The sequence below is a fragment of the Epibacterium ulvae genome (genome assembly GCF_018678075.1).
In the GTDB taxonomy this organism is placed as follows: Bacteria; Pseudomonadota; Alphaproteobacteria; order Rhodobacterales; family Rhodobacteraceae; genus Epibacterium; species Epibacterium ulvae_A.
Window position 1 is genome coordinate 122,327 of sequence record NZ_JAHHIR010000022.1, and the last position, 13,226, is coordinate 135,552.

At 58.3% G+C, this 13,226-nt stretch carries 13 protein-coding genes; 1 reads left to right on the forward strand and 12 read right to left on the reverse strand.

From position 1 onward, the window contains the following. Nucleotides 1-11: 11 nt before the first annotated feature. The 5 genes from KMP13_RS05290 to KMP13_RS05310 form a co-directional block, all read right to left on the reverse strand. Nucleotides 12-1,094: a branched-chain amino acid ABC transporter permease gene (locus KMP13_RS05290; protein WP_215264511.1), complete on the reverse strand. Its 1,083-nt coding sequence runs from the start codon at nt 1,092-1,094 to the stop codon at nt 12-14. Then, entirely contained in the window at nt 1,091-2,122 is a 1,032-nt protein-coding gene (locus KMP13_RS05295) for a branched-chain amino acid ABC transporter permease (RefSeq protein ID WP_215264512.1), read from the reverse strand. The genes KMP13_RS05290 and KMP13_RS05295 overlap by 4 nt, the downstream gene beginning before the upstream one ends. Before the next feature lie 33 nt (nt 2,123-2,155). After that, complete coding sequence (locus KMP13_RS05300; RefSeq protein WP_215264513.1) at nt 2,156-2,881, reverse strand: ABC transporter ATP-binding protein; 726 nt, start codon at nt 2,879-2,881, stop codon at nt 2,156-2,158. Continuing rightward, the gene (locus KMP13_RS05305; RefSeq protein WP_215264514.1) at nt 2,871-3,647 is read right to left on the reverse strand and encodes an ABC transporter ATP-binding protein; all 777 of its coding nucleotides are present in this window, start codon (nt 3,645-3,647) and stop codon (nt 2,871-2,873) included. The genes KMP13_RS05300 and KMP13_RS05305 overlap by 11 nt, the downstream gene beginning before the upstream one ends. Before the next feature lie 121 nt (nt 3,648-3,768). Then, complete coding sequence (locus KMP13_RS05310) at nt 3,769-4,944, reverse strand: substrate-binding domain-containing protein (RefSeq protein WP_215264515.1); 1,176 nt, start codon at nt 4,942-4,944, stop codon at nt 3,769-3,771. Nucleotides 4,945-5,251: 307 nt separating this feature from the next. Here KMP13_RS05310 and hpaR point away from each other — a divergent pair, with 307 nt between their 5' ends. Then, nucleotides 5,252-5,701 carry a homoprotocatechuate degradation operon regulator HpaR gene (gene hpaR, locus KMP13_RS05315; RefSeq protein ID WP_215264516.1) on the forward strand — a complete coding sequence of 150 codons (450 nt, stop codon included), beginning with the start codon at nt 5,252-5,254 and terminating at the stop codon, nt 5,699-5,701. A gap of 21 nt (nt 5,702-5,722) precedes the next feature. Here the strand turns inward: hpaR and KMP13_RS05320 are convergent, their stop codons facing one another. The 7 genes from KMP13_RS05320 to ugpE form a co-directional block, all read right to left on the reverse strand. Continuing rightward, nucleotides 5,723-6,982, reverse strand: coding sequence for a glycerate kinase type-2 family protein (locus KMP13_RS05320; protein ID WP_215264518.1), 1,260 nt, complete (start codon nt 6,980-6,982; stop codon nt 5,723-5,725). 27 nt (nt 6,983-7,009) lie between these two features. After that, on the reverse strand, nt 7,010-8,554 hold the full coding sequence (locus KMP13_RS05325) for a sulfatase-like hydrolase/transferase (protein WP_215264520.1): 1,545 nt from the start codon (nt 8,552-8,554) through the stop codon (nt 7,010-7,012). A gap of 106 nt (nt 8,555-8,660) precedes the next feature. Beyond that, complete coding sequence (locus tag KMP13_RS05330; protein WP_215264522.1) at nt 8,661-9,407, reverse strand: DeoR/GlpR family DNA-binding transcription regulator; 747 nt, start codon at nt 9,405-9,407, stop codon at nt 8,661-8,663. Between the two features lie 33 nt (nt 9,408-9,440). Next, the gene (locus KMP13_RS05335; protein WP_251363686.1) at nt 9,441-10,337 is read right to left on the reverse strand and encodes an HAD-IIA family hydrolase; all 897 of its coding nucleotides are present in this window, start codon (nt 10,335-10,337) and stop codon (nt 9,441-9,443) included. A 3-nt stretch (nt 10,338-10,340) separates the two neighbouring features. Further along, the gene (locus KMP13_RS05340) at nt 10,341-11,222 is read right to left on the reverse strand and encodes a glycerophosphodiester phosphodiesterase family protein (RefSeq protein WP_215264524.1); all 882 of its coding nucleotides are present in this window, start codon (nt 11,220-11,222) and stop codon (nt 10,341-10,343) included. 7 nt (nt 11,223-11,229) lie between these two features. Continuing rightward, a complete protein-coding gene (gene ugpC / locus KMP13_RS05345) occupies nt 11,230-12,309 on the reverse strand; it encodes a sn-glycerol-3-phosphate ABC transporter ATP-binding protein UgpC (protein WP_215264525.1) in 1,080 nt (359 codons plus the stop codon). A 12-nt stretch (nt 12,310-12,321) separates the two neighbouring features. Continuing rightward, nucleotides 12,322-13,218: a sn-glycerol-3-phosphate ABC transporter permease UgpE gene (gene ugpE, locus KMP13_RS05350; protein ID WP_215264527.1), complete on the reverse strand. Its 897-nt coding sequence runs from the start codon at nt 13,216-13,218 to the stop codon at nt 12,322-12,324. Nucleotides 13,219-13,226 lie beyond the last annotated feature (8 nt).

The window sequence follows — 13,226 nt, forward strand, 5'->3', positions numbered from 1 at the left end:
GGTCAATTGGTTTAGTGGGGCACGGTTTTTCCGCGCCGCAATCGGCCCACCACCCCTTTGGGGAAGAAATAGACGCTGATCACAAACAGCAGACCCAACCACAACAGCCAGCGATCGGCCGTCAGGAAATTGGGCATTACCGGGATACCTTCGACAAGGCTTGCCGCGCTTTCCATAAAGGTCTGCAGATAGTTTTGCGCCAGCACAAAGACCGCAGCGCCAATGATCGCGCCGTAAAGCGTTCCCATGCCGCCAATGACCACCATCAACAGTACGTTCAGCATGATTTCCATCGATAGGGTTGTGTCGGGCCCGACATAGCGCAGCCAGACAGCATAAAGCGCCCCGGCGAACGCGGCTGCAATCGCCGACATGCAAGAGGCCGCAACCCGGTAATAGATGACCGGAAATCCAATGGCTTCGGCGCGGAACTCGTTTTCCCGAATGGCGTTCAGCACTCTGCCAAAGGGGGAGTTTACAAAGCGCAGCAGGGCGAGAAACAGGAGCACGCAACAGAAGAAGACCAGGTAATAGGCCAGCAGTTTTCCGTTCAACCGGACGCCAAACAGCCGCCCATCCAACGTCTCGGTCCCGAACTTGAACGCAGGTCCAAGCGAGCGGGGCAGTTTGAACGTCAGCCCGTCTTCCCCCCCTGTGATCGAAGAGAGTTGGCTGAACAATACGGCTACGGCAGAGGCCACCGCCAAGGTGATCATGGCAAAGAATATCGCCCGCACCCGCAGGGAAAACAGACCCACAAGCAGCGCGACAACCGCCGCAGCCAACGCACCGCCCAATGTCCCCAAACCCATCGCAAGATAGCTGCGATCGATATGGATCAGCCCAAAGGCAAGCCCATATGCGCCAAGCCCAAAGAACATCGTATGGGCAAAGCTGACAATCCCGGTGTAGCCGATCAACAGATCATAGCTCGCCACCAGAACCACAAAGATGCAGATGCGTGCGGCCGTATCCACCGTGCGCACGCCCGGAAACAGAAACGGCGCCAGGGCCAGGCACAGAACGATCCCAATCAACAGCACTGTCAAAGCGCGGGATCGGGGCAGGTCATCAGATAGGAGGGTGCGGATCATTTGGCTTTTACCACCGGGATCATGCCCATCGGGCGCCACATCAGAATCGCGACCATCAGCCCGATATTGGACAACAGCGCGAATTTAGGGGCCAAAAAGGCGACGTAGTTCTGCATCAAACCCACAAGAAGCGCGCCGATAAAGCAGCCTTCGACCGAGCCGAGCCCGCCGATGATCACCACGATAAAGATCAAGATCAGGGCCTGGTTGCCCATATGGGCGGTGATCACCTCTTGGTACATGCCCCAGACCGCGCCGCCAAATCCAGCAAGTGCGCTGCCTGCGACGAAAACGCCAACAAAAACAAGGCGTAGACGATAGCCAAGCGCCATCACCATTTCGCGGTCTTCAACCCCTGCGCGCACGATCAACCCGATCTTGGTCCGGCGCAAAACCCAACGCATCAGCGCAAATACCGCAAGTCCCAATGAGACGACAAGCACGCGGAATTTTTCAACCGTCGCCCCCAGAATCTCGGTCGATCCTTTTAGCATTTCAGGGCGCGAAAAATAGATCTCCTCAGGGCCCCAAAAGACGATGATCAGCTGTTCCGCAACGATCAGCCCGCCCATGGTCACCAGGATTTGGTTCAGGTGGCTGCCATAGACCGGACGCACGATGAGCCGTTCAAACCCCCATCCCACCGCAGCACAGACCGCCATCGCCGCACATATGGACAACAGCACGGCGGCAATGTTTTGCCACAACACCGGGCTTTCGGAAAAGGCACCCAGTTGCAGCAGCACCGTCACCCCGACAAAGGCACCCAGCGACACAAAGGCACCATGCCCAAAGTTGATCACGTCCATCAGGCCAAAGACCAGTGTCAGCCCCGTGGACATGATAAAATACATCATCCCCATGGCGAGGCCCGACAGGGTCAGCGTCATCCAGCTGGAGGGGATACCAATCGCCAGATAACCGGCGCAAATCAAAAAGATCACCATGCAGAGCGGGGTGAAGGGGACAATCAGCTCTGACACCGTGCGGCGCACCATCGTTGGGGTATGTTCGGGGGCAGCGGTCATCGGCGCGCGCTTTCTGGTGTCAGGCGGGGCAGTTCAATTTCCAGCAAGACTCAATCCCATCAGTTTTTGTTGCAGCTCATCGCTTTCGGACAGGCGCGACATGGCGCCGGACCAAATGACGTGGCCGTCGTCCATCACATCGGCAAAATCACCCAGCGCCTTGGCCACGGCAAAGTTCTGTTCCACCAGAAAAATAGCCGCGCCTTGACGTTTCAGGTCAGCCAAAGCCCGCGCCATGGTGGAGACGATGGCGGGCGCCAGCCCTTTGGTGGGTTCATCGATCAGGTAAAGCTTGCGCTCTTCGATCATCGCGCGCGCAATCGACAACATCTGTTTCTGGCCTCCGGAGAGGTTTCCGGCCGGGGCGAACCAAAAGGTCTTGAGCGCGGGAAAGACCGAAAAAATCCAATCCAGCCGCGCACTGTTGATGGGGCCGGACACTGCCGCAAGGCGCATGTTTTCTTCGACGGTGAGGTCCGCAAAAACCCCCATCTGTTCCGGAACATAGCCAATTCCGGCGCGGGCAATCTCGGCCGTGGGCATCCGGGTGATGTCCATCCCGTCGTAGCGGATGAACCCTTCCCGCGCGCGCCAATGTCCTATGATGGACCGCAAGGTTGTCGTTTTTCCCACGCCGTTGCGCCCCAACAACATGGTCACGGTGCTGCGTGGCACGTGCAGGTCAACGCCGCGTAGAATGTGATATTGGCCGATGTCGGTATAGACACCATCCAGTTCCAGAATCGGTTCAGACTGCATCCAACACCCCTTCCAATCCGCGCCCGATATAGGCTTCTTGGACGATGTCAGAGTTCATCACGTCCTCTGGTGCGCCATCCGCAGCCAACGCCCCGTTGTGCAAAACGATGATCCGATCCGCCAGGGCGCGGATCACCTCCATCTTGTGTTCGACCAGTAATATCGTGCGGTCCGTGCGCTGTTTAAGCTGGGCGATCAGCTCAAGCACAACCGGCGCTTCGTCCATGCTCATCCCCGCTGTGGGTTCGTCGAACATGTAGACCAGCGGGTCCAACGTCATCAGCATCGCAACTTCAAGCTTGCGCTGATCCCCATGCGACAATTCCGAGACGGTCTGCTTGCGCTGGTCGGCCAGTTGAACCTGCTCCAACGCGCGTTCAGCGATGGCAATCAACCCTTTGTGGCGGCTGGCCATGGACCAGATGCAGGCTGGGCGCGCAGATTTGGACTGCGCAACAAGGCGCAGATTTTCCATGACCGTCAGATCGGGAAACAGGTTCGTCAGCTGAAACGCACGCCCAATGCCCGCGCGGGTGCGGGAGGCCACCGACATACGGCTGATATCGTGACCGTCCAGATAAACCCGTCCGGTGCTTGCGTTGACCTGACCTGAAATCAGGTCGAAATAGGTGGTCTTGCCCGCGCCGTTTGGCCCAATAATTGCCGTCAGGGACCCGGCTTGAAACGCGCAGCTAACAGCGTTGACTGCCACATGACCGCCAAAGCGGGCCGTCAGATCCTGTGTTTTGAGCAAAGCTGATGACATGAGGTCCATATCTCCTGAGCATAGTTCACGGAATGTGAAGACGTGAAAAATCGTCCGCAAAAAGAGACGGGTCCAGGACTTCAAGAGCGTCCTGGACCCGCTAAAATATGCGCCACGTGGGTTAGTCGTTGCGCACGGGGACAGGAAGTTCGTCGATGGGGAGTTCGCGGACCAGTGTGGGAATGGCCCATTCGACGCCGTCTTGGACGTCGAGTTTAAAGTGGTACATCGACTGCATGGCTTGGTGGTCTTGGGCGCGGAATTTCATGGTGCCCTTTGGGCTTTGCCATTCCATACCTTCCATTGTCGTGATCAGGTCTTCGCTGTCGGTGGAGCCAGCTTTTCTGATCGCTTCAACGGCGGCAATGCCCGCTGCCATGCCTCCTGCCGTAAAGAAATCCGGTGGGCCGTCAAACCGTTCAAAATGCGTTTTGACCAGCCAGTCGTTCACCGGATTATCGGGGAGTTCGTAGTAATAATATGTGCCGCCTTCCATGCCTTTGAAGTCTTTGAACCCTTTGAGGGCGGCCAGAATATTGCCAACGCCGGCGAATTCTATGCCAAAACGTTGGGGGTTCATTGCGTTGATCTTGGCCCAGGGGTTACCGCTGCCGGCCCACAGGATGAACAGGCGTTTTTCACCCTCTAACCCTTTCATGGCGTTAAAAATCCGCTCAGCCGCCGCGGTGAAATCGGCCGTGTCGGTGGGGACAAACTCTTCGTGGGTGATCTGGTGGCCTTGTGTTTCCAGCGCTTCGCGGAAGGCTTCAATCCCGTCACGTCCAAAGGCATAGTCTTGCGCCAGGGTGGCAATTTGGACGTTGTCTCCGGCCAGCGCGACAGCGCTTGCAACCGCGTCTTGTGATGAGTTGCGGGAGGTGCGGAACACATATCGGTTCCAGTTTTCGCCAGTGATTGAATCCGCCACAGCGGGCTCTACAATCAGAACCTTCTCATATTCCTCTGCAACCGGCAGCATGGCCAGCGCCACGCCCGAGCTGACAGGGCCAATGGCAATGTCCACTTCGTCGTCGCCATAGGCTTCTTCCAACAAAGCACGGCCGTTTTCGGGTTTTAATTGGGTGTCTTTCTCCAGCACAATGATGGGTTCGCCCAAGACCTGCATGGTGCCGCCGGTTGCGTATTCTATGCCCAGCATCAACCCGTCATGGGACTGTTTGGCGTAGGCTTCGAACGGCCCCGTCTTGCCATAGATATGTGCGATCTTGATCTCCGCAGCTGCACTAGTAGTGAGCGAAATCAGCGCTAAGCTACTGGCAAATATACGATATTTCATTACTTCCTCCCTGAGGGGTTTGAAATCATAGGTTGAACCCCTCTGCCCGTATACAATTTAGGCTAAATGCCGCGGGAATTGAGGGTCAATTCCGCGTAAATACGTAAAGCTGACGAATTGGGACTGCGTTCAAACGGATTTGAACTCGTGCAGATCGCTGCTGAGGGACAGATTTTAATTTGATTTTTACGGAAAAAAAGAAATCAAAAATCGAGATAAAGCGCCGCAAGCCGTTGCAAAGGCTCGTCAGAAATCAAGAATTTCGAATTTGGTTTGCCTTTAGCGAATAACACGGTGATAATCCCACATGCCGCGTCGTTTACCTCGTACATCCCGAACCTTGCCCATTGCGCTGTTGCGTGCCCGTGAATCTGTTATGGGGCCCGTCAGAACACTTCTCAGCGAAACTGGTGTAACTGAGCAACAGTGGCGTGTCCTGCGCGTCGTCGAAGAGAACGGGGCCATCGATCCAACCCAGATCGCCGAACAGACCTGTCTGCTGCTGCCGAGCCTCACGCGGATTTTGCAAAAGCTCGAAGAGAAGTCCTATATCGCCCGCGAGCGCGATACCGAGGACCGGCGCCGTCAGTTGATTTCTGTCACCGATAAAGGACGGGCATTGATTGCCGCGAATATTGAATCAGCTCTGGCCTTGGCAGAGCAAATTCGCAGCAAGCTGGGGTCCGAGCGTTATGATCTTTTGCTGGATCTGCTGAACGAGTTACACGAAGGCGAGCCACCGCAGCACGGCGCCTGATCCTACGAGCAGTGCGCCGTATCAGTCGGGCAGGCGCAAAAAGATCTGCAAATCCGCAACATTTGTCCCGGTGCCGCCGGTGATCACCAGAGATTTTGCAACCGACAGCGCGGTGTAGCTGTCGTTATTGTCCAACAGCGCCTGCGGGTCATAGCCAACCTTGGAAATCGCCTCCCAGGTCTGGGCATTGACGATCCCGCCGGCGGCATCTGTTGGTCCATCGCGCCCATCGGTGCCTGCGGAGAGGAACAACCACTCCCCGGTCAGCATATCGGTGCCCATTTGGGCCACCCGCAGGGCGAGCTCTTGGTTGCGTCCGCCACGCCCGTCACCGTGGATTTGCACCGTGGTCTCTCCACCCCACAAAAGCGCAATGGGGCGTCGTGAGGGCGCGGATTGTGCCGCATCAATGATCTGACGCGCGGCGTCGCGCACATCGCCGACCAACGCGTTGGATATGATCTGGGTGTCCCATTCCTTGGCCGCGAGGGTGGCAACCGCGTCCAGGCTAAAGCGATTGGACCCGATCAGCGTGTTGCGCGCGCTGGGACGTCGGGCGCTGCCACCGGGTTGGGACAGGTGATCCCGTACGGAGGGAGGCACATCATCCCAAAGACCGGCATTGTCCAACACATCGCGGGCCGCCCCCCGATCCGAGATGGCTGCGACGGTTGGCCCCGACGCAATGGCGCGCAGGTCATCGCCGATCACATCTGACAGGATATAGGCAAACACAGGTGCCGGCGCGGCCTGACGTAACAAGCCGCCTCCTTTGAGGTTCGACAGCTGTTGGCGCACCAGGTTCATCTGGTTGATATCGAGCCCAGCACCCAGAAGGAGTTGGTTCACGCGGGCCTTGTCGTCCAGGCTGATGCCCTCACTGGGGGCTACCGCCAGGGCGGACCCGCCGCCAGAAATCAGCGCAATGACGCGATCCTTGGCACGGGCCTTTTCCACAAAATCCAAAATCGCCTTGCCAGCCGCAGCGCTGCCTTGATCCGGTACCGGGTGGCTGCCGATCATGACGGTTGCGCCCTCGACCTCAGCGGCGTTTTCGCCATTGGTGACCATCAGCGCGGCACAGGTGTCGGTCACATGTGCCAAGGCTTCGCGCATCATCGGGATCGCGGCTTTGCCAATGGAGACAATATAGTACTGACCGCCCTCGGGCAGGTCCGGCAGGGGTTCCAGCATCAACTGCTGGCGCAGCGCGCGCGCCGGGTCGGCCCGGTCAACACCAGCTTGGAACAGGTGCAAGGCGATTTCTTGCAGGTCTTTCATAAGCGCCCCTTGTTGGCTTGTGCGCGGCTAGTCATGTGCACCGGTTGCGTGGCGTTGCGATCTGCGCGGGCCGTCTTTGGTGATCATGTCAAAGGACAATGTATGGTCCTGATATGTCATCTTATGCCGCAGCATCTGCTGTGTCAGTCGGAAAAGGTCGCTTTGGTAATCGAGATCGCCTGCCACGTTCACCATTTCACCCGCGGCTGCCTGATCAAACAGCAATGGCGGCAGATCGGCGGCAAATTGCACCAAGGTAAACCGCGCGTCCCGCAGGATCGCGAGGCAGGAATTCGCCGTAGTGGTGCCCAGGGCCTGTTGTATTGCTGTTGGAGTGATCGGGTCGCCGAAATCCAGTTCTGAAAAGGAATATTGCCGCCAATCGCTGGGCTGTTCGCCGCGCAGCAAGGGCATCAACGACCGTCCATCCACCGAATTCGGGATCTCCTGTCCAACCCAGTCGAGAATGGTTGGCATCAGATCGATCGATTCCGTGAGGGCGGACACATGCGCCCCGGCTTGCGCTGCGTTGTTGGGCATCCGGATCATCAAGGGCGTGTGATAGGCAGAGTCATAGACGGATTGTTTGCCCCAGGCATGGCGGTCGCCCAGCATCTCTCCGTGATCGGCGCTGAGCACGATTAGCGTGTCATCATATTGGCCGCTGTCGCGCAGATACGCCATAATCCGCCCGATGTGATGGTCCACCTCGCTGGCCAGTCCCAGATAGATCGCGCGCAGGGTCTGGATGTTTTCCTCGCTCGGCTCCAGGTCCGGGAAGCCTTCGACAAAGCTTGCGATATCGGCATTGGGGGCTGCACAAAACGGATGCACTGCAGCCTCATCCGCGGGTGTTGGAAGGGCCTGTGGCGGCAGCAACGTGGCCGGATCATACATCCGGTTATAGGGCGTCGGCGCAACCAATGGGGGGTGCGGGCGAATATAGGTCAGATGGGCGAACCAGCTTTGCCCCTCGTAGCCGCGCATACGCTCGAGAAATTGGTCGGTCAGAAACGCGGTGTCGCTGTCCTCAGCCGCATAAATGGCCGGGTCATTCGGTTTGGGCGCGCCACCACCCGGCGCAACGGGACGGTAGAGATCCCAGTAGTTGTCAAAGTGATAGCCCCGTTTGCGCAGATGCGCCCGCCAGGGAAACGACTCCTCAAGCCGCATTTCCAGCACTTCGTGGAAATCGGGCAGGTGGTACTCATAGCTTTGCACTCGCGGATCATTGGGGTGTGAGATGCGCGGATCGTTGGAGGTGTCGGTGTAGCCAAACAGCATCGGCAAATAGCCGGCTTTGCGCATTTCACCCGCGATATTGGGAATGTCGTGACGCAGGGGCGTGCCGTTGCGCACAGCGCGATGGTTCATCGCGTATTGCCCGGTCAGGATCGACGCACGCGAGGGCCCGCAGGGGTTCACCACCGTGAAATTGCGGGTGAAGCTGACCGCATCGCGTTGAAACGCGCGTAGATTTGGCAACTTCACATGATCCGCCAAGGCGCCAAAAACCGCGTCTGCACGCAGTTGGTCGATCAGGACAAACAGAATGTTGCGAGGGCGTGGCATATGGGCTCCTGCAGGTGGCTCGGCCTCAGCTATGCATGTTTTTGGAAATAGGTGAACCCGTTGATTTCAAAGGGCCCACTGAATTTTCACATGCGGCATTCCGGGCTTAAACGAGCCTCACCGGGCAGCCGTCCCATGTGGCCTGATCTGGCAGACGATTGGTGATGAAGTGGTCCGCTGTGTGAAAGTCATAGACCCGGTGGCGGGCCCGGTTTTGCCATTTGCTGTCATCGGCCAACAACAGATGCTGGCGCGCGGCACGACGGATGGTGTTGCTGACATCCGCGTCGAATTGTTTGTAGTCCAAAACGCCGTGATCCGGGTCCAGCGCACCGCAGCTGACGATGCCAAAATCGGCCACAAAACGTCGGTAGCCGTCCAATGTGCCGGGGCCCACCAGATCGCGGTCTTCGGCGCGTAGTTGCCCGCCGACCAGATGCACCTCGTTGTGATCCACGCCGCACATCAGGCTGGCCACTTCAAGGTTGTTGGTCACCAGCGTGATGTCCGGCGTCTGCATCAACGCCTCGGCTGTGTATTGCACGGTTGTGCCGATCCCCAACAGAACGGTCGAACCCGGCGGGACCATCGCGGCGGCGGCAGCGGAAATGGCGCGTTTTGGGGCCTCGTTCAGGATGGAACGGGCACGAAAGTTCAGATTGACCGGATTGGCAGGCGGGGCGACACCGCCATGAACACGACGGGCCAGACCCTGATCACACAGCGCGTTGGTATCGCGGCGAATGGTCTGGGTGGCCACACCGTATAGGTCGGCCAGTTCATTGATCGATTGCTGGCCGGTCTCGCGCAGCCGTTCAACGATTTCGCGTTGCCTGACGTTTAATTCGCTCATGGCTAGCCTTGTATGGCAATGGCGCAGATGAGGCTAGATGGTCGGGACAATCCAGTCCGGAATGATGCCGCTTTGTGTGATAAAGGGGCCAACATCCAGCCCGGCAAACAGCCCGTGATCGGTGACCAGAACACTGCCCCAGCCCCGCGATTGCGCGCCCAAAATATCCGTGTGCAGCGTGTCTCCCACCATGGCGACACGGGCCGGTGCGATGCCGCTCAGGCGGCGCTCGACCTCGTCATAGACAGACGGGAAGGGTTTGCCGTGAAACTCTGCCGCACAGCCCAGCTTGTCCTGCAGATCCTGGGCATAAAATCCCGGCTCCAGTGACAGACCATCTTCGCGCGGGGCCACCAGATCGGGATTGGCCACCACAATCGGGCGCGGGTTCTGTTTGAGGCTGCTGCACAACAGATCGTGGCGCTTTGCGGTCCATCCGGCGGTGGACAACAGCAAGAAACCAGCCGCGTTGCGATAGGCGTCTGGCTGATCCTCTAACACCAAGGATTTGACCGACAGCTCATCCGTTTGAAACCCATCCGGCGCCATGACGCCCCAGGTGCCTTTGGTTGTCATCTGCTGCTCGCAGACCTCACGGCTTGAGACGATCTCAGCCGGGGAGAAATCAAAACCGAGGCGTTTGAACTTGGCGTCCGTCTGCAGACGGGTGAAACTGGCGGCATTGGTCAGAACGATGACCTGTTTGCCCGCGTCCCGTAGGGCATCGATGCGCTGTCGTGCACCTGGAACAGGCTGGTCGCCGACGTTCAAAACCCCGTAAGCATCAAAAACAAACGCATCAAAAAGTGCGCTGACTTCGGCGAGGGAGGCGACCTTTTGCGCGGCCCCCGGCGCGCCAGCATTCGGCAGGCGCGGGCGAATGGCCTCGTATCGCGCAAAGGCCTGTGCCGGGGTCATCTGCGCGAACATTATTTAAACCTTGTCTGCTTTAAGGGAGACGGCGGCCCTGGGGTTGTCAGTGATGACCCCATCGACGCCACGGTCCAATTCAGTGCGCAGCGCGTCGGTGCCGTTCACGGTCCAGGTCATGACCTGGAGACCCAAAGACTGTGCAAGCATCAGGTGTTCGGGCGTGAGGTCCTTGTAAAACGGGCTCCAGACTTGTGCACCCCGGTCGACCAGTTGCGGCAACATCTGTTCGGGATCATGCGAGACACCATCCAGCCAGGGGGATCCCGCATACAGAGAGCCATCGCCGTGGTGGTTGCGACCACAGCTGAGGTGCGAGCGGCGCCAGTTCGGGCACACCCGCGCTGCCGCGCTCAGGATCTGCCAGTTGAAGGAATGGATATAGCTTTGGTCAAACACGCCATGGCGCGCCACCACGGCTGCAACCGCGTCGACAAAGGCATCCGGGCTGGGGCCATGTTCCGCATCGGGTTCATGTTTCAGCTCGACCAGAACCTGCACCGGGCGTTCATAGGCGGCGACCTGCGCCAGAACCGCGTCCAAGCTCGGAACCGGGGTAAAGCCAAGCGGCGTCTGGTCCGGGTGTTTGGCCGCATGCCGCCCGTCCGGATGGCAGGCCCCGATGTCAAAACCCTGCAGCTCCGCCAGTGACAGCGCCGCAACCTCGGGCCCGTCACCCGCCAGCCAGGTCCCGTCGGCCCCTTTGGTGGTATCGGGTGCCAATCGCGGATTATGGGTCACCACGGGTACGCCGTCACGGGTCAGCAGCACGTCCAGTTCAATACCGTCCGCGCCCGCATCCATTGTGTGCTGAAACCCGGCCAGCGTGTTTTCAGGCAGCACCGCAGGCGCGCCGCGGTGGCCAAAGATCAAAGGTGTAGACATCAGACCATCAATTTAAACGTTCGCCGCTCACACTGTCAAAAAGATGCAGGTGATCGGCATTTGCCCCCAGCGACAGGATCTCTCCGGCTTCTGGAGCGTGAATGCCTGTCAAGCGCAGGGCGAGCGGGTTTTCAACCCCTTTTTGGTAGCCATGGACAACTGTATCCGCGCCAAGCTGTTCGACAAAATCAACCGTCAGCTGGAATTGCGCGGTTTCTGATGAATAGGCTTCCAGATGTTCGGGGCGCACGCCGACGTCGACTTTGGTGCCCACAGCGGCGTTTACAGCCAAGGGCAGACGCAAGGCAGAGCCATCCGCCAGCGTGACCGAGGCCTGATCTTCACCCAAAGTGCCATGGACGATGTTCATCGCGGGGCTGCCAATGAAATCCGCCACAAACCGGGAGGCGGGGCGCAGATACAGATCCATCGGCGTGCCGATCTGTTCGATCTGTCCGGCGCTCATGATGATGATCCGATCCGCCAGGCTCATGGCTTCGACCTGATCGTGGGTCACATAAACAAAGGTGGCTTCCAGACGTTTGTGCAAGGCCTTCAACTCGGCGCGCAACTGGGTGCGCAGCTTAGCGTCCAGATTGGAGAGGGGTTCGTCAAACAGGAACACTTTGGGGTGGCGCACAATGGCGCGACCCATGGCAACGCGCTGGCGCTGACCGCCGGACAATTGACCGGGCTTGCGCTCCAGAAACTCTTCCAGACGCAGGGTGCGCGCGGCTTCTTCGATGCGGGTCGCGATCTCACTTTTGGCCATGCGCTGGTTCTTCAACCCATAGGCCATGTTTTGACGCACGCTCATATGCGGATAAAGCGCGTAGTTCTGGAACACCATCGCGATATCGCGGCGCGCCGGGTCCACATCGTTTACCACCGCATCGTCGATCAGAATGTTGCCGTCGGTGACGTCTTCAAGACCTGCGATCATCCGCAAAAGGGTCGATTTTCCGCAGCCCGATGGGCCCACCAGCACGATAAACTCGCCATCGTGGATCTGGAAATCGGCGCCCTGCACGGCCTTGTAGCCATTGGGGTAGGTCTTGCGAACGGTGTCCAGGGTGACATTTGCCATAACCTTGGTTCCTTATTTATCAGATTCCGTCAGGCCCTTGACGAACCAGCTTTGGAAGAAAATCACGATTGCAACTGGCGGCGTCATGGCGATGATCGCCAAAGCCATGGCCAGGCCATAGTCGGGGATATTGGCGCCGATCCAGACCTGCATGATCTGTTTGATGCCGCGCACCAGGGTGAACATCGACTCGTCCGTCGTCATCAGCGTCGGCCACAGATATTGGTTCCAGCCAAAGACAAACATGATGATGAACATCGCCGCGATCATCGTCTGGCTCAGTGGCACCAGAATATCGATGAAGAATTTGAACGGACCCGCGCCATCAATCCGCGCCGCTTCCAACAGCTCTTCGGGGACCGAGCGGAAGAATTGCCGGAAATAGAAGGTCCCCGTGGCCGAAGCGATCAGCGGGATGATCAGACCGGGGTAGCTGTTGAGCATGCCCAAGGATTGCACCACCTCATAGGACGGCAGGATGCGCACCTCGAGTGGCAGCAGAAGCGTGGTGAAAATTACCCAGAACGCAACGGTACCAAAACGGAAGCGGAAGTAGACAATCGCATAGGCCGCCATCATCGAGATGACGATCTTGCCCACCGCAAAACCAAAGCCGAGGATCAGCGAATTCATCAACATCCGCGCGCCATCGACGGTTTTGGTAAACCCGCCCTTTTCAAACAGCGCTTGTTGGTAGTTTTCTACCAGCTGGTCGCCAAACAGGAACTGGATGCCCTCTTTGTGGATGGTCACATTGTCATAGCTTGAGGTGGTCAACACCATCAGAACCGGCAACAGCATCAACAGCGAGCCGGTAATCAGGATCGCATGATCGCCAATCAGCCGCCATTTGATTTGCCGCCTGGGCCGGGTGGTTTGCGGCACCATCGTGGTCTGTACATCAGTCATTGGGCCAC